Annotated in this window: 16 protein-coding genes and 1 pseudogene; 12 read left to right on the forward strand and 5 right to left on the reverse strand. The window is 37.2% G+C overall.

Going from position 1 to position 16,041, the window contains the following annotated elements:
- The first annotated feature begins 257 nt into the window (after positions 1-257).
- The 4 genes from BLV40_RS15060 (at position 258) to BLV40_RS15080 (ending at position 3,722) form a co-directional block, all read left to right on the forward strand.
- Positions 258-1,097: a GNAT family N-acetyltransferase gene (locus BLV40_RS15060; RefSeq protein WP_090691322.1), complete on the forward strand. Its 840-nt coding sequence runs from the start codon at positions 258-260 to the stop codon at positions 1,095-1,097.
- Positions 1,098-1,476: 379 nt separating this feature from the next.
- Positions 1,477-2,274, forward strand: a complete 798-nt coding sequence (locus BLV40_RS15070; RefSeq protein ID WP_026590731.1) for an amino acid ABC transporter substrate-binding protein — start codon at positions 1,477-1,479, stop codon at positions 2,272-2,274.
- Positions 2,261-2,959, forward strand: a complete 699-nt coding sequence (locus BLV40_RS15075; protein ID WP_026590730.1) for an amino acid ABC transporter permease — start codon at positions 2,261-2,263, stop codon at positions 2,957-2,959. The genes BLV40_RS15070 and BLV40_RS15075 overlap by 14 nt, the downstream gene beginning before the upstream one ends.
- 28 nt (positions 2,960-2,987) lie before the next feature.
- On the forward strand, positions 2,988-3,722 hold the full coding sequence (locus BLV40_RS15080) for an amino acid ABC transporter ATP-binding protein (RefSeq protein WP_090691325.1): 735 nt from the start codon (positions 2,988-2,990) through the stop codon (positions 3,720-3,722).
- Between the two features lie 49 nt (positions 3,723-3,771).
- On the opposite strand, the gene BLV40_RS15085 is transcribed toward BLV40_RS15080, so the two are convergent.
- On the reverse strand, positions 3,772-3,969 hold the full coding sequence (locus BLV40_RS15085) for an alpha/beta-type small acid-soluble spore protein (RefSeq protein WP_026590728.1): 198 nt from the start codon (positions 3,967-3,969) through the stop codon (positions 3,772-3,774).
- Between the two features lie 421 nt (positions 3,970-4,390).
- Here BLV40_RS15085 and BLV40_RS15090 point away from each other — a divergent pair, with 421 nt between their 5' ends.
- Positions 4,391-4,636: a hypothetical protein gene (locus BLV40_RS15090; RefSeq protein WP_026590727.1), complete on the forward strand. Its 246-nt coding sequence runs from the start codon at positions 4,391-4,393 to the stop codon at positions 4,634-4,636.
- A gap of 18 nt (positions 4,637-4,654) precedes the next feature.
- On the opposite strand, the gene BLV40_RS15095 is transcribed toward BLV40_RS15090, so the two are convergent.
- Positions 4,655-6,043 carry a YheC/YheD family endospore coat-associated protein gene (locus tag BLV40_RS15095; RefSeq protein WP_090691328.1) on the reverse strand — a complete coding sequence of 463 codons (1,389 nt, stop codon included), beginning with the start codon at positions 6,041-6,043 and terminating at the stop codon, positions 4,655-4,657.
- 510 nt (positions 6,044-6,553) lie between these two features.
- Between BLV40_RS15095 and BLV40_RS15100 the strand changes: the two genes are divergently transcribed.
- A complete protein-coding gene (locus tag BLV40_RS15100; protein WP_090691331.1) occupies positions 6,554-7,690 on the forward strand; it encodes a DUF445 domain-containing protein in 1,137 nt (378 codons plus the stop codon).
- A gap of 138 nt (positions 7,691-7,828) precedes the next feature.
- Positions 7,829-8,182 carry a YlbF/YmcA family competence regulator gene (locus tag BLV40_RS15105; RefSeq protein ID WP_026590723.1) on the forward strand — a complete coding sequence of 118 codons (354 nt, stop codon included), beginning with the start codon at positions 7,829-7,831 and terminating at the stop codon, positions 8,180-8,182.
- Between the two features lie 35 nt (positions 8,183-8,217).
- Here the strand turns inward: BLV40_RS15105 and BLV40_RS15110 are convergent, their stop codons facing one another.
- Entirely contained in the window at positions 8,218-8,832 is a 615-nt protein-coding gene (locus BLV40_RS15110) for a DNA-3-methyladenine glycosylase (RefSeq protein WP_090691333.1), read from the reverse strand.
- A 135-nt stretch (positions 8,833-8,967) separates the two neighbouring features.
- Here BLV40_RS15110 and BLV40_RS15115 point away from each other — a divergent pair, with 135 nt between their 5' ends.
- The 3 genes from BLV40_RS15115 (at position 8,968) to BLV40_RS15125 (ending at position 11,818) form a co-directional block, all read left to right on the forward strand.
- Complete coding sequence (locus tag BLV40_RS15115; RefSeq protein WP_026590721.1) at positions 8,968-9,840, forward strand: Cof-type HAD-IIB family hydrolase; 873 nt, start codon at positions 8,968-8,970, stop codon at positions 9,838-9,840.
- Between the two features lie 140 nt (positions 9,841-9,980).
- Positions 9,981-11,471: a coproporphyrinogen III oxidase gene (locus tag BLV40_RS15120; RefSeq protein WP_026590720.1), complete on the forward strand. Its 1,491-nt coding sequence runs from the start codon at positions 9,981-9,983 to the stop codon at positions 11,469-11,471.
- Between the two features lie 131 nt (positions 11,472-11,602).
- A complete protein-coding gene (locus tag BLV40_RS15125; RefSeq protein ID WP_026590719.1) occupies positions 11,603-11,818 on the forward strand; it encodes a DUF6366 family protein in 216 nt (71 codons plus the stop codon).
- Between the two features lie 25 nt (positions 11,819-11,843).
- On the opposite strand, the pseudogene BLV40_RS29370 reads toward BLV40_RS15125, so the two are convergent.
- Positions 11,844-12,009: pseudogene (locus BLV40_RS29370) on the reverse strand (IS1595 family transposase); the annotation flags it as partial.
- A 227-nt stretch (positions 12,010-12,236) separates the two neighbouring features.
- Between BLV40_RS29370 and BLV40_RS15130 the strand changes: the two are divergent.
- On the forward strand, positions 12,237-13,793 hold the full coding sequence (locus BLV40_RS15130) for a fatty acid--CoA ligase (RefSeq protein ID WP_090691336.1): 1,557 nt from the start codon (positions 12,237-12,239) through the stop codon (positions 13,791-13,793).
- Positions 13,794-13,828: 35 nt separating this feature from the next.
- On the opposite strand, the gene BLV40_RS15135 is transcribed toward BLV40_RS15130, so the two are convergent.
- On the reverse strand, positions 13,829-14,299 hold the full coding sequence (locus BLV40_RS15135) for a hypothetical protein (protein ID WP_026590717.1): 471 nt from the start codon (positions 14,297-14,299) through the stop codon (positions 13,829-13,831).
- A 205-nt stretch (positions 14,300-14,504) separates the two neighbouring features.
- Here BLV40_RS15135 and BLV40_RS15140 point away from each other — a divergent pair, with 205 nt between their 5' ends.
- Positions 14,505-15,977, forward strand: coding sequence for a SulP family inorganic anion transporter (locus tag BLV40_RS15140; RefSeq protein WP_090691339.1), 1,473 nt, complete (start codon positions 14,505-14,507; stop codon positions 15,975-15,977).
- The last annotated feature ends 64 nt before the right edge of the window (positions 15,978-16,041 follow it).

Genomic DNA, 16,041 nt, shown 5'->3' on the forward strand with positions numbered 1-16,041 from the left:
ATGTAGCAAGCTCTTTTAAAGGTGTTGAGAAACAGGGGCACCTGCCCTCTGTGCGCCGATATCGTTTTAAGGTATTGGCGAAATTGATGAGGCGTATTCTTTGTGCTCAGAAGAAGGGAAACGTAAAGTGGATTTGAGTTGGTTTCAAATTCTGGACAACAAACATAGGACTAATGATTGTGCGATGTGCCGTTAAAGGATAGGGTCGTGGAATACGCATCAGGCTAATTATGCAATGGGAGATGGGGATTATTTAAATGATACGTGCTTATAGGGAAGAAGATAAGGTCAGTATATTACATCTAATACAAAGTATGGAGATAGAAGAAGAGGTAGGTTCTTTAGAGGATATTGTCCTAAATTCTACGCAATTTCTCTTATATGAACAAAATGGAATTGAAGGGTTCTCATACTCATCTGTCTATACAAATAGTGCTGGAGAGTCTATTGCTCAAATCAGTGTTTATGTAGAACCAGATTCCTGTTTAAAGGGTATTGGTTCTACATTATATAAAGCGATGGAAGAGGTGATTTCTGAAACAAAACCGGATTTTGTATGTACTTATATGAGAGTCGAATCAGAAAACCCTACTGGTTTTGCTAAGAAAATGGGGTTTGAAAAATGGTGGGGTTCACTTGAATCGGTATACAAGGGAGGGGCCTTTCCTAAAACAGAAATTAAGTTTATTAAATATGAAGATCGATTTTTTGATCAGTTTGTAAAAATGGTGCAGGCATGTTATTACGAGCTGCATGAAAAGAATGATATTAAACCTTACCTCGCTCCAGAAGACAGTGTAAAAACATACAAATTAAACAATAAAAATAATGTATATTTGGTGTTAGAAGGTGAGCAAATTGTTGCATCGGTTACGACTGGGGAAGGGATATTAGATAATTTAATGGTTGCGCCAAGTCACCAAGGAAAGGGATATGGACGTAAGGCTTTACAATTCGGTATGAACGAGATGTTAGAAGCAGGGTACAAAGAAATTCGAATATGTTTTTTAGAGGGAAATGAAAGTGCTGAGAGGTTGTACAATTCTTTAGGCTTTAAGCCGCTTCACAATACACAGGTTTATCGAAAGTTCTTATAAATGAACACTCATTATTCCACAGGGACTTAAATGGAGAAAGGGAACTCAAATCATAGGAGTTCCCTTTCTTTATCTCAAAAAGCAACAACATTGATTTTTCGTGCGGCATGAGGCGAAAACAGCCCTGTCCGCATCTATGCATGGTTGGCCGCTCTCTTTCATTTAAAAAGAAAGGTTTTTTGTTTTACCTTTTCCTCTATAAATGCTATATTTAAAAACGTTACTTATTTTTTGTATGTATTGGTTTTATATCATGTTGTTTGATTATGAAAAAAAAGGATACACTAATCACGAACATTTTCATTGAAAAATTGTTCAAGATTGCATACAATCAATATAGTTTTTAAATTCCTATCTGAATACTTGGAGGACTAATATCATGAAGAAATTATTTTCAGTGCTTGCAGTAGCTACACTAGCGATCGGAATTGTAGCGGGCTGTGGCAAAGAAGAGAAAAAAGATACAGGTAGTCAAGATGCATTACAAAAAATTAAACAAAGTGGTGAACTTGTAATTGGTACAGAGGGTACATATCCACCATTTACATTCCATGATTCAAGCAATAAATTAACTGGATTTGACGTTGAGTTAGCAGAAGAAATTGCAAAACGTCTAGGCGTGAAACCAGTATTTAAAGAAACACAATGGGACAGCTTACTTGCTGGACTAGATGCAAAACGTTTCGATATGGTTGCAAACGAGGTTGGAATTCGTGAAGATCGTCAAAAGAAATATGATTTCTCTAAACCATATATTTCTTCTTCAGCAGCACTTGTCGTTCGAAAAGATAAAGATAAGCCAGCATCATTTACAGATATTAAAGGTTTGAAAGCAGCGCAGTCTTTAACAAGTAACTATGCGGACATTGCAAAGAAAAATGGCGCAGAAATCCAAGGTGTAGAAGGATTTAGCCAAGCAGTAGAATTACTTAACTCAGGACGTGTTGATTTCACAATCAATGACAAATTATCAGTATTAAACTATTTACAAACGAAAAAAGATGCAAACATTAAAATTGCAGATACAGAAAAAGAAGCATCACAAAGTGGGTTTTTATTCCGTAAAGGTAGCGATAAATTAGTACAAGAAGTAGATAAAGCGTTAGAAGATATGAAAAAAGATGGTACGTATGACAAAATAACGAAAAAATGGTTCGGTGAAAATGTATCTAAGTAGTGTAATCGTTACAGATCGATTATCTACATGGATAGATATCATGCAAGCATCCTTCAAGCCTATGCTGGAGGGTGCTCTTTTCACGACAATTCCATTAACGCTTATCACATTTGTGATCGGTATTATATTGGCGACCTTCACGGCTTTAGCTCGCATTTCAAATAGTCGCATTTTACAATGGATTGCTCGTATCTATGTATCTATTATTCGCGGAACACCACTTCTTGTACAATTATTTATTATTTTCTATGGACTTCCAACTTTACAAATTGAGATTGATCCATATCCAGCAGCTGTTATTGGATTTTCATTAAATGTTGGTGCGTATGCATCTGAAATTATTCGTGCATCTATTTTGTCTATTCCGAAAGGACAATGGGAAGCAGCGTATACAATTGGTATGACATATCCACAAGCGCTAAAACGCATTATTTTACCACAAGCAACACGTGTATCGATTCCGCCACTTTCGAATACGTTTATTAGCTTAGTGAAGGATACTTCATTAGCATCGTTAATTTTAGTAACAGAAATGTTCCGAAAAGCACAGGAAATCGCAGCGATGAACTATGAATTTTTAATTGTTTATTTTGAAGCAGGTCTTATTTATTGGGTGATTTGTTTCTTATTATCTATCGTGCAACAAATATTAGAAAAACGTTCAGAACGTTATACTTTAAAATAATCCTTTTACAAAAGGAGTTTTTGTTTTTATGATTTCAATTCAACATTTACAAAAGAGTTTCGGTGAGAACACTGTACTAAGTCATATCGATTTAGCCGTGGAAAAAGGTGAGGTTGTTGTAATTATTGGACCATCTGGATCTGGTAAGACAACATTTTTACGTTGCCTGAATGTATTAGAAACACCAAATGCAGGTATTGTTCGTATTGGTGATAAAGAACTGGATTTCTCTAAAAAAATAACGAAGAATGATATTGTAAATCTTCGTATACAAACAGGTATGGTGTTCCAGCATCACAATCTATTTCCTCACTTAACAGCAATCCAAAATGTTATGGAAGGGCTTGTTACAGTGAAAAAGATGGGGAAAGAAGAAGCGAAGACAAAAGCGACGTATTTCCTTGGAAAAGTTGGACTTGGTGACAAGATGAATCTATATCCATTCCAACTATCAGGCGGACAACAGCAGCGTGTCGGAATTGCTCGTGCGCTTGCGATGGAACCACAAGTTTTATTATTTGATGAACCAACGTCAGCATTAGATCCAGAACTTGTACAAGAGGTCCTAAAAGTAATGAAGGAACTTGCAAATGAAGGAATGACGATGGTAATTGTAACACATGAAATGCGCTTTGCTCATCAGATTGCGAACCGTGTCATTTTTATGGATGGCGGCGTTGTTGTGGAGCAAGGTACACCAGAAGAGGTATTTACAAATCCGAAAGAAGAACGCACGAAGCGATTTTTACAAATGCTTCAGTAAAAAGAAAGGTCTCAGGGCGAATACCCTGAGACCTTTTTGCCATATATATTTATCTTTGGAATCCGCCAAGGCTTTGCTCAGCCATTGCTACTAAACGTTTTGTGATTTCGCCACCAACAGAACCGTTTGCACGAGCTGTAGAATCTGCTCCTAATTGTACACCAAATTCTTGAGCGATTTCGTATTTCATTTGATCGATTGCAGCTGTTGCACCTGGTACTACTAATGGGTTATTTTGGTTTGCCATAGGAATATATCCTCCTTAGAGTATAAAAGTTTTTTTTGGTTGGATTAGCTGGAGTTGAACCAGATTATCGCCCGTTTGGCGCTAATCCATTGTTTGAGATGAGTGTAATCATAGTATGGGTGTTACGTAGAAAGATATGCGATTTAATAAATTGTAAATTTTGTAAATGAATAAACCAACTTTGATTTTTCACCATATACGTCACGGCTGTGGATAACGAGAGGTGGCCAGCACTCTTTTTCTTTATTGGTTTTCTGCTAAGGTCTGGCGTAGGAAGAGGATTTGACAGCTTCTATGCATGGCCGGATGCTCTCTCCCACCTAAAAAGAATGATTTTATTTCGTTTTTTTAATTTGTATTTTTCTAAAAGAAGGTCACACTAATCGTAAATATGAAACCTCTATGATTGGAGGAGTTATCAATGGCAATCTGTCCACTTTGTAATGCGCTAGAGGCTCAAACATATAGTTGTCAAATTTGCATGAATGTACTCCAAGATTATGGGAAAGTTGTAGATTATACAGATGCTTATAGCGCATATATGGATCAAGATTTATTAAGTGCAGTAGACGGGTTAACAGGGGAGAGTTCGGAGCAATATTGTGTTCATGTTTTCTATTGCGGGACGTGTGGCACACAAACTGAACTAATGGTAAAACTGATGTAATGAAAAAACTTCCACCTATTATAGGATGGAAGTTTTATCTTCTGGTAATAGCTTTTTTGAATGAGAAGAATGCTGTTCTGTTAAATGTATGGCATACTCATAAAATAACTGTCTCGTCAGTTCATTATATTCTTGTAATTTTTCGGACTGAAATACGGTTCTTCCAGGTTTGGAATTGGCTTCAAATAGCCAAATCTTCTCATCTTTATCCAAACCTAAATCAAAACCAATTTCTCCGATATTTCCTTCTATATGCTGATCCAAAATAGAACTTAATTGTAAGGCTGCATCTGTTAATTTATTCGTAATTCGAATACGCTCCGTTGCATCAGGAAAGATATCTTGGAGTAGCTTTACTTCTCCGCCACTATTTATATGAGTTGTTATACTGCCTTTTCCAGCAACTTTGACAACGATAGCACTAACTCTCCAATTACCAAAACGATTTTTATTTGTATGAATTCGAAAATCTATTGGCTGCCCATCTATACGTAATAATACAATTCCTTGTTGAACGATAAACTTTTTTAAATCCTGACCTTGCATAACATGATTGATAAGTGTTTCCAAAGAGTGATATTTTCGTAATTTATTCTGGTTCTTCTCACGATAACGACAATAATAACGGTTTTCTGAAGCAGAATAAAGAATTTGATAAATATCGCGCCCAAAACTACCATGTGCAGGTTTCATATAAATGTGTTTGTATGATGATAAGAAACGCTCTACTTGTTCGAAGTGCTGAAATGTTTCTGTTTGAGGTAAAAAGGAAGCGACTGTTTTTTCATTTATAAGAAGCTGATGTATATTCCATTTATTGAAAAATTCTGAGTTAAACCACGGAATGGCGTATTTTGTTTGTAATTGTTTTTTTGCCCGAACAATAGGTTTGTAAAGCTCTGCTTGCCGATTAGGCAATCGATCATAAATAACGTTTGGAAAAGGAACCTTACACTGTGCCCAGTTCCCCTCTCTGAAAAAGTATCCATCAATTGTTTCTTCATCCCAGTTTATATGTTGTGCACCAAATAAGAAAACAAATGGGTGTAAAGAATGAGGTGTGGTCAGTAACTCTTTGAAACCGATGGAACGGTCGCCAATGGGATGAGAAGCTGATTCCGAAAAACCTGTTGTGAAAATACCGATTAATGGCCCTAATATAAGTGTTTGATTTTGAATGAAAGCATGAACGGTAGTTGAAAACGGGAGATAAAGTTCCTTCGCAATTTGTTCGCCAATTATAATTTCGTGAGCATAAGTATAATGAATTTCAATATTTTCACATGCCGTATGTCGTATGCCGAAGGAAAGAAATGTAAAGAGAGAAGGACTAGAAAATATATAGGGCAATGTTAATGACCTTGGATGATCAGTAGAAATTTGTAATGTGTAAATATGATCTTTCAATATAGTAGTCACTCCTTTTTCAGTTACGGTGTAAATGGATGCAACCGTAATGGGCCGTGGGAAGCTCTTTCGGCCAGTGAATAATCATGTTGTTTTCGAATTAGCATGTATAATTCGAAGTGCTCTATTGAATCCATTATGTAAAAAGAGAAGAGAGAGCGGCTCAATTTTTTTTGTTTCTCTTGTGAAGTTGCGCGGTAATGGCTTCAAAACGGTTTCATCATACATTGCAAACATGTTTCCATACCATTATACTGTTGCCCGTATAACGATATTCTATTTTTGGATGATCAATGTGTTAGTACAAGAGTTGAAAAACGGACAGAAAAACTTTTCTTTTAGGTGGGAGGTAGGATTCCGGCTATGGATATGGATAGAATCGGTCAGAATTTTTTTCGCCAAGCGAAAGCAAGTATATCGCAAAATGAAGTGATGGTTGCGTATTGTTCTTATAACAAGTTGTAGTAAGATATAGATATATATTTGGAGAAATGGAAGGCTGATATTGTCATGAATATGTGGTTAAATATGTTAACAACAACAGGGTTAGGAGCGATAATTGGTGGGTATACGAATCATTTAGCGATTAAAATGTTATTTCGCCCGCATCGCCCTATTTATATTGGAAAGTTTCGAGTACCATTTACACCAGGATTGATTCCGAAACGTCGTGATGAACTTGCGGTGCAACTAGGAAAAATGGTTGTGGATCATTTGTTAACGCCAGAAGGAATCGGAAAGAAGTTAACAGATGAAAAGTTTCAACAAGAGCTTATTCAGTGGGTACAACTAGAGGTAGATAAAATTTTGGTGAACGAGCAATCATTACGAGAGGTTTTAGAAAAATGGGGCTTAGAGGATGTAGAAGGAAAGGCAGTCCAACAAATTGAAAATATGATTGTGGAAAAAATTGAGGCGTTTTTATCACAATATTATACATATACGTGGGAACAAGCTTTACCTAGTTCTGTTCATGAAAAAGTGGAGCAAATGATTCCGAATGTAGCATCATTTATTTTAGATAGAGGTAAAAGCTTTTTTGAGAGTGCAGAGGGAAAAGAGCGCCTTGCTAAAATGATTGATGACTTCTTTGCTTCACGAGGTACATTATTAAATTTAGTAGGTATGTTTTTAGGGAATGTAAGTTTAGTGGATCGTCTGCAACCAGAAGTGATTAAGTTTTTAGAACAAGAAGGAACGAAGCAGCTTTTAAGTGATGTACTGCAAAAAGAGTGGGAGAAATTAAAGGGAATAGAAGTGAAGGGACTGGAATCCTTTATAGAGAAAGAAAGGCTTGTAAAGTCAATTCTATCAACAGTTAAAATAGAAGAAACAGTAAGAGGATTTTTTGATCAATCTGTTCAAAAAGTGTGTGAACCAGTTAGGGAAAAGGTTGTACAAACAATGATTCCAAGTTTAGTGAAAAAAGGTTTAGTGTTTGGAATAAACAATACCGAACAGATTTTGAAAAATTTACGTCTTGCTGAAATCGTACAACAAGAAGTATCTACATTCTCAACAGAGAGATTAGAAGATCTTGTGCTATCGATTACGAAAAGTGAACTGAAGATGATTACATATTTAGGAGCGTTATTAGGAGGGACGATTGGACTGCTTCAAGGATTGTTATTGCTGCTTTTCAGCTAATCGGATGCCTCTAATTATAAATAAAGTGAAATTTCTTCACATCTCGTGTATAGTTTGTTATTGTAAAAAGGTGCGTATCACAAGGTACTCAAAGAGCGAGGGAAAATAGACCGAGCTCTCTAAAGGAGGAAAAATACAATGACAAAAAATATTCATGATGTTGCATATGAATTACAAAAAGCAATCGCAGAAAATACAGATTTTCAAGCACTAAAAGAAAGTTATGCAGAAGTACAAGGAGATGCAGCGTCAAAACAACTATTTGATCAATTCCGTACAATGCAAATGGGCTTACAACAAAAAATGATGCAAGGCCAAGAAATCACAGAAGAAGATAACCAAAAAGCACAAGAAGTTGTAGCGCTTATTCAACAAGATCCAAAAATCGTAAAATTAATGGAAGCAGAGCAACGTTTAAATATTGTAATCGGCGACATTAACAAAATTATCATGAAGCCGCTTGAAGAAGTATATACTTCATATCAAGCTTAATTAGAAAGGCGTTTCCTGGGAGGGAAACGTCTTTTTTATTTAGATACAAATGGATGACCATTAAAATAAAACCGCCAAGGATAATGAACGGCTTCTTCTGCATAGTCAATATTGATACGGGGACCATTCATTATTTCATATTGAGAGGATAGATGTTCTTCTTCAGGGACTAATTCAATATATAGTTCATCCCCTTGCAGTGATAGCCCTCGTTCCTCTAAAGTAATTCCAAGTGCGCGGCATAGCTTTCCAGGTCCGTTCGTTACATTTTTGTATTGTGCTTTCGTAAGTTCCGTTTTACCATAGCGTGCTATTTTCATTTCTTCTATTCCATCAATAGGCTCTAGTGCCCGGATGAGAACGCCTTGAGGGGTACCAACTGGAGCAGTGATGACATTAAAACAATGATACATACCATAAATAAGATATACATAGGCATGTCCTGGTGCACCAAACATGACTTCCGTTCGTTCGGTTCGTCTTCCGCCATAGCTATGTGCAGCTTTATCATCTGGCCCTTTATACGCTTCTACTTCTACAATGAACCCGCTTCGTTTGATTCCATCTACTATATGTACAAGTTTCTGACCAAGTAAATTTTTAGCAACTTCTAATGTATCGCCCTCATAAAAAGAAGGAGGTGCTTTCATATGGATATCCCCTTTACTGATGATATACGTATATCATAAACCAAATTTATGACAAGGATTCTAACTCGTTCTAATTAATAAATTTCTTTCATAAATTATGGATAGAGTAAAAGCAGCTAAGAGGAGGAATGCGTCATGATTTATCGCTTGTTGGCTCTTAATATAGATGGAACACTCATGCAGAAAAACGGGAAGATACCAAAAGGAACACGAGAAGCGATTGATTTTGTAAAGCGAAAAGGTGTATATGTTACGCTATTTACAAGTCGGCACTTTCAATCAGCTCATAAAATAGCGAAGTCATTAAAACTAGATTCCATATTAGTTACGCATAGCGGTGCTTTTATTTCTGCTTCATTAGATAAACCGCTCATTCAAAAAAGATTATCAGAGGAAAAAACGTTTAATATCGTGCAAGTACTGGAACATTTTGAATGTAATATCCGTATTTCACATGAACGTTTTTCTATTGGTAACCGTGAACGAAATACACCAAACTTAATTGCGCGCACTGTATTATCGAGTTCGGACCCGTTATTTTATCCTGTTCAATTTGTAGATTCATTAGGGGACGCACTTCGTGATCAACCTGTTGCAGCTCCGAAAATTGACGTTGTCTTTGCAAGTAGAGGAGAAAGAGAACGTGCGCTTAAAACGTTGAAAAAAGCGTTTGAAAATGTCGAGTATGTAGAATCCGATGGGGGAAGGATAGAAATTCTTCCGCTGCATGTATCGAAATTAAGAGGATTGCAATTATTGGGAGAACACCTTGGAATCGAACTGAGTGAAATGGTAGCAATTGGAGATAGTTTGGAAGATTTAGATGTCATCGAGAATGTTGGATTAGGAGTTGCGATGGGAGATGCACCTGTTCCAGTGAAACAAGCAGCAGACTGGATTACGCGTTCTAATAGTGAAAACGGAGTCGAGTATATGATTAAAGAACATTTTCGAAAGCAATTTCCACTTCCATTTCTAAAAAATCACTCGCAGGTTCATAAATGGTGATAAGATGACGAAAGAACGCAGCCTGAAAGCTGCGTTTCTTAGTGTTTGTCTTTCCGGGAAAATGAGGTAAAAGCTTCTGTATTGACCTGAAAACGCCCTTCAAGTAAACTAAAGAGAGTTTACAAATGAAAAGGTGATAAGTGTTGTTAATTTCAATAAAAACGTTACAAGATGATCGTTTTTTACGTCCGCTGCAAAATATTAGCGGCTTATTTTTTGAAGAAAGTACGATAGGATTTGAGAAAGAAGATGCGAATCTTATTGTTGAGATACAGATAGAAGGAAACGTGACAGCTTCAGCACGTTTAACAGACGCTCAAACTGGGGATGTATATGAAGAAACGTTCTCAAAAGATTTATCTTCTTTTACAGAAGAAAAAGAAAGAATGAAGCAAGTAAAGCATGTGGTTTCTTATGTGTATCTTTCTGTTCTGCAGCAGTTAACAGGATTGGAACAGAGTTGGGGCATTTTAACAGGAGTGCGTCCAACAAAGCTTCTTCACAAAATGCTTCAAAACGGTATGTCAAAAGAAGAAGCACATAAGGAACTTCGTGAAAGCTATTTAATCCACGAAGAAAAAATTGAACTTCTGCAGCGCATTGTTGACTGCCAATTAGCAGTTGTTCCAGATTTATATCGTTTGAAAGAAGAAGTAAGTATTTATATCGGTATTCCGTTTTGTCCGACAAAATGTGCATATTGTACATTCCCTGCTTATGCGATTAATGGGCGTCAAGGATCGGTGGATTCTTTCTTAGGCGGTCTGCATTATGAAGTTCGTGAAATCGGTAAGTTTTTAAAAGAAAAAGGTGTTAAGGTTACAACGATTTATTACGGAGGCGGTACACCGACAAGTATTACAGCAGAAGAGATGGATATGCTGTATGAGGAAATGTATCAATCGTTCCCGGATGTGAAAGAAGTACGCGAAGTAACAGTTGAGGCAGGTCGTCCAGATACGATTACGCCAGAAAAACTAGAAGTATTAAATAAATGGAACATTGACCGTATTAGTATTAACCCGCAGTCGTACCATCAAGAAACATTAAAAGCAATTGGACGTCATCATACGGTGGAAGAAACGATTGAGAAGTATCATCTGGCACGTCAAATGGGAATGAACAATATTAATATGGACTTAATCATTGGTCTTCCTGGTGAAGGGTTAGAAATCTTCAAACATACGTTAGATGAAACAGAAAAGTTGATGCCAGAATCATTAACAGTTCACACATTATCATTTAAACGTGCTTCTGAAATGACGCAAAATAAGCGTAAATATAAAGTGGCAGGTCGCGAAGAAATTACAGCGATGATGCATGAAGCAGAAGAGTGGACAAAGAATCATAACTACGTACCGTATTATTTATACCGCCAAAAGAACATTTTAGGTAACTTAGAAAATGTTGGTTACGCAATGCCGACGCAAGAAAGTATTTATAATATCGTGATTATGGAAGAAGTACAATCCATTATCGGTCTTGGTTGCGGTGCATCAAGTAAATTTGTTCATCCAAAAACGGGGGCGATTACGCATTTCGCAAACCCGAAAGATCCGAAATCATATAATGATGGTTACATTAAATATACAGAAGATAAGCTTGAAATTTTAAAAGAGCTATTCTCATAAAGTGAAACTTTAATCCGTGGGGGCTCATCCTCCACGGATTATTAGTTAAAGCGGGGGAAGCAACTAATTAATAATCGCCTCCTTGTAATCAACAAATTGTGTTATGATTACAAAAAATAGGAGGTTTCAAAATGAGCGAGGACAAAGAAACTCCTGAAAGAGCAAGAGAAAGACTAAGGCAAGAAGAGTTAAAAAGAAATCCAACTGGAAATATGAATGATGCATTTAATAGGGCTGGAACTGGAAACCTTGCTGATTTAGTAGGTAGTTTAGGTTGGAAAGGTATCGGCATCCTAATCCTTGTAATTGTACTAGGTTTTGTCTTAGCATCACTATTCTTTAAATAAGAAGACCTCTTTTTGAGGTCTTTTATTATGCACTTTTCAAGAATTCAGCCGTAGTATGATTGGATTTTGGACACGCTGAAATAAACATTAACATTTGTTCTACTTGCATTTCAAGCTATCTGAATCAATAGAGAGTTATCATGGTATTTGGTTGCCACACCTTGAAATTTTCTCATCCAGGTCTTTAAACGGCCAGTGCCTTTTTTCGCCCTATGCCATGTTAAAACAAAAGGAGAAAATGAGTGGATATCACTTTTTGCCTTCATAGCCACGGCTTGGATGCCTGCAAATCAAAATGGGATATGTTTGTAAAACAATGTCGAGAATGATCAGAAAAAGAAGGTAAAAATGTAGAGGAAATGTCTACTTATAGACGAAATGATAGATTTATGAAAGTTAAAAGGGGGCATATTTTGACATGTATATGACGATTGGGAGGATTTTTGAGTTATCTGTAGGGAAATATGCAAATAAAGAAGCGTTAGTGGAACCTGAAAAGAATATCCGCTGGACATATAAAGAGTGGGATGAACAGGTCAATAAAACAGCGCATGCTCTGCTTGCAGAAGGTGTGAAAAAAGGGGATACTGTATCAGTTTATTTATATAACTGCCATGAATTTGTAAACGTTTACCTTGCTTGCGCTAAAATTGGAGCGATTTTCAATCCAATTAATTTCCGTTTAAAAGCAAAAGAAGTAACTTATATTCTCCAAGATGCGTCCTCCAAAGTTGTCGTATTTGAAAAAGCTGTTGAAAAGACAGTTGCTGCCATTGAACGAGATTTCCCAAACAGTTCTTTTTTGTATATAGAAGATGATGTGCCTTCATACGCTGCTTCGTATCATGAAAAGGTAGATGCTGCTTCATCTGAGCCGGCGGATATTGTCGTTGAGGAAACAGATTATTGCTCTATGCTCTATACAAGTGGTACAACAGGTCATCCAAAAGGGGTGTTACATCGACATCGTGACATGGCTGAACATAGCATGATTTGCACGTATTTCTTAAAATATAACCGTGATAGTATTGGGCTTGTAGTAGCACCGTTATATCATTGCGGTGAATTAAATGCTGGTATTATACCAAGAATTCAAGTTGGTGGGAAAAATATTATTTTACATCAATTTGATACAAAGACGGTACTACATACAATTGAAAAAGAAAAAATCACGACATTCTTTGCTGCACCAACGATGTGGAATATGATGTTACAAGAGGATTTATCACAATATGAATTGCGTTCGATGAAAATTGGAATATATGGGGGAGCTGCGATGGCGCCAGCGCTCGTAAAAGAATGTAAAGAGCGTCTACATATTGATCTTGTCCAAATTTATGGAATGACAGAGATGGGGCCGGTTATTGCATTCTTAGTAGAAGAAGATCAAATTACGAAAGCCGGTTCAGCTGGAACTCCTTGCTTTAGTCACGAAATTCGAATTGTAAAACCAAGCGAAGAGGGCCCGGCAGAACCGGATGACGTGTTACCACCGTATGAAGTGGGAGAAATTATTTCACGTGGACCAACCATGATGGCAGGATATCATAATCGTGAAGAAGCGAACGCAAAGTCTATGTATAAAGGTTGGTATCATTCGGGCGATCTTGGTTATTTTGATAAAGATGGTTATTTATATGTAGCAGATCGTGTTGACGATATGGTGATAAGTGGTGGGGTAAATATTTATCCGCGTGAAATTGAAGATTTTCTGCATAGTCATCCTAGCGTACTAGATGTTGCTGTACTTGGTGAACCAGATGAACTATGGGGCGAACGTGTTGTTGCGGTAGTGGTGAAAAAAGATGAACATATTACGGAAGCGGATTTAGAAAGTTATTGTAAAGAAAGTGATGAATTAGCTGACTATAAACGTCCGCGTCACTACATATTTGCAGATGAACTGCCTCGTAATGCGAGCGGAAAGCTGCAGAAATTTGTACTTAGAGAATCGTTAAAAGGTGCTAAAAGATAATAAAAATGCCTTTCCAATTTGGAAAGGCATTTTTATTATTTACGCGAGAAACCTTCTTCATCAAGGTATTCTGCAGCTTCTGGATAAGAGTTAAATGTACCGTCTAAGTTACTGCCGGCGTACACATTCCACATATCGTCTTCTTGGATAAGAGTAAGAATATGGCCGTCTTCATTGCGCCACTCTTCTTCTTTAGCAGGTGCAGCTTGTGCTACTACTTCTTCTTGTTCTTGAGATAGAAGGTCAATGGATTTTTGGATTAATGAGCGTAGTTCTTCTGCTGAGAACTCACGGATGTTAACCATGCCTTTATCATCTGTTTTATAACCGCTAATGCCGCCTGCGTATACGAATCCGTTACCGTTTGGGTGTAAATGATATACAACGTTCTTTTTGTCTAAGCGACTTTCTTCAAAATGAAAGTTCACACGTTTTAATGATACGTTCTTTCTTTCCAACTCTGGGAAAGATTCGATAATCGATAATTTTTCTTCAAAAGTTAGCATAGTGCCTCCAAATATATAGTAAAAGATTTAATCCGTTCATTATAGCATAGGGGAATTGTTTTCTAAAGCGTTAGCGAGAAGGGGATTTGAAAAATGAAGGCGATTACTTCACGATACTGTCAAGAGTTTATTCTAAAAGGCGCTGACGAATGTGCTTTGTCCACGCTACAATGGAACGTGGACATTATATCGAGGTGATTTTTTTATGATTCAAAGAATAGCGAAAGAGTGTTTATCAGGTTTTACTGTTGCAATTGTTGCACTGCCGCTTGCGATTGCATTTGGGATTGCTGCAACAGGAACGTCTGAAGGTGCGTTAGTCGGATTATACGGCGCCATTTTTGCTGGGTTATTTGCTGCATTGTTTGGCGGAACAGCCGGGCAAGTAACAGGTCCTACAGGCCCGATTACAGTGATTGCGACAGGAGTGATCGCGACTCACGGATTAGAAGCGAGCTTTATCGCATTTATGATGGCAGGGATATTTCAAATTTTATTTGGTATATGCAAGCTCGGTTCGTATATCCGTTATATTCCATATTCTGTAGTTTCGGGATTTATGAATGGAATTGCACTTCTGATTATTTTAGGAGAAATGAAGCATGTAAAGAATAGCTTTTTACTTGTTTTGCTAACAATTCTCGTTATGCTTGTTGCAGGGAAGTGGATAAAAGCAATTCCATCGAGCTTAATTGCACTAGTTGGGGTTACGGCAACACTGCCGTTATTTTCTCATGTATTACAGGGGCTTACGATTCAATTACCTTTTGTGGGAGCGATACCATTAAACGAGATGATTGAAAAGATTGGAGCCATTCCAGAAGCAATGCCGTCACTTCATTTGACATCCTTTAGTGGAGCGGTTGTACTGGAAATGATTTTACCGGCGCTGAGTATTGCGTTATTAGGATCAATTGACTCATTATTAACATCCGTTGTGATGGATAATGTAACAGGCACGCGGCATAAAAGTAATAAAGAGTTGATTGGACAGGGAATAGGTAATATCGTTAGTGGAATGTTTGGCGGATTGGCAGGGGCAGGAGCAACTGTAAGGTCCATTGTGAATATACGAAGTGGTGGGAAAACAGCATTGTCTGCTTGTGTGCATAGCGTAGTTTTATTTATTTTCATTATGGGACTCGGTGCAGTTGTGCAATATATTCCACTTGCAGTATTATCAGGTATTTTAATTTTAACAGGCATCGGCATGTTTGATTGGGATAGTATGAAAAAGATGCATGTAGCGCCAAAAGGTGATGTCATTGTGATGCTGTTCACGATGGTAGTTACAGTGAAGTTTGATTTAATGATTGCTGTTGCGTTTGGTATACTACTTTCCTTCATTTTATATATGGTGCAATGCAAGAAACGAAAAGCTTCTATTATAAAAGGAGAAGGGGAAATGTATATGATTCAGGGGCCGCTTTCCTTCTTATCTGTTGATCGTATTTTCTCTTCGTTACAAGAAGTGAAATCTCATTTGATATTACGTTTGAATGATGTGCACTATATGGATGCTTCAGGAGCGATAGCACTATTGAACTTTGTTGATCACACGGAGAAAATGGGGGCAAGTGTAACGCTTGAGCACCTGCAACCACACGTTGAAAAGACGCTACTCAATTTGGCAAATGATGAACAAAGAGAAAAGCTGAAGATGGTGAAAGCACAGTAGCATTGTAATGATGAAAAATAGCATCCATATGATTGGATGCTATTTTTTGATTTCTTAACCTGCT

Origin of the sequence: Bacillus sp. 166amftsu (genome assembly GCF_900107445.1) — a bacterium.
GTDB classification, from domain to species: domain Bacteria; phylum Bacillota; class Bacilli; order Bacillales; family Bacillaceae_G; genus Bacillus_A; species Bacillus_A arachidis.

Excerpts from the sequence above, each read along its gene's own strand:
- BLV40_RS15060 (WP_090691322.1), top strand. The coding sequence starts at position 258 with ATGATACGTGCTTATAGGGAAGAAGATAAGGTCAGTATATTACATCTA.
- BLV40_RS15070 (WP_026590731.1), top strand. The coding sequence starts at position 1,477 with ATGAAGAAATTATTTTCAGTGCTTGCAGTAGCTACACTAGCGATCGGA.
- BLV40_RS15075 (WP_026590730.1), top strand. The coding sequence starts at position 2,261 with ATGTATCTAAGTAGTGTAATCGTTACAGATCGATTATCTACATGGATA.
- BLV40_RS15080 (WP_090691325.1), top strand. The coding sequence starts at position 2,988 with ATGATTTCAATTCAACATTTACAAAAGAGTTTCGGTGAGAACACTGTA.
- BLV40_RS15085 (WP_026590728.1), bottom strand. The coding sequence starts at position 3,969 with ATGGCAAACCAAAATAACCCATTAGTAGTACCAGGTGCAACAGCTGCA.
- BLV40_RS15090 (WP_026590727.1), top strand. The coding sequence starts at position 4,391 with ATGGCAATCTGTCCACTTTGTAATGCGCTAGAGGCTCAAACATATAGT.
- BLV40_RS15100 (WP_090691331.1), top strand. The coding sequence starts at position 6,554 with ATGAATATGTGGTTAAATATGTTAACAACAACAGGGTTAGGAGCGATA.
- BLV40_RS15105 (WP_026590723.1), top strand. The coding sequence starts at position 7,829 with ATGACAAAAAATATTCATGATGTTGCATATGAATTACAAAAAGCAATC.
- BLV40_RS15110 (WP_090691333.1), bottom strand. The coding sequence starts at position 8,832 with ATGAAAGCACCTCCTTCTTTTTATGAGGGCGATACATTAGAAGTTGCT.
- BLV40_RS15115 (WP_026590721.1), top strand. The coding sequence starts at position 8,968 with ATGATTTATCGCTTGTTGGCTCTTAATATAGATGGAACACTCATGCAG.
- BLV40_RS15125 (WP_026590719.1), top strand. The coding sequence starts at position 11,603 with ATGAGCGAGGACAAAGAAACTCCTGAAAGAGCAAGAGAAAGACTAAGG.
- BLV40_RS15130 (WP_090691336.1), top strand. The coding sequence starts at position 12,237 with ATGTATATGACGATTGGGAGGATTTTTGAGTTATCTGTAGGGAAATAT.
- BLV40_RS15135 (WP_026590717.1), bottom strand. The coding sequence starts at position 14,299 with ATGCTAACTTTTGAAGAAAAATTATCGATTATCGAATCTTTCCCAGAG.
- BLV40_RS15140 (WP_090691339.1), top strand. The coding sequence starts at position 14,505 with ATGATTCAAAGAATAGCGAAAGAGTGTTTATCAGGTTTTACTGTTGCA.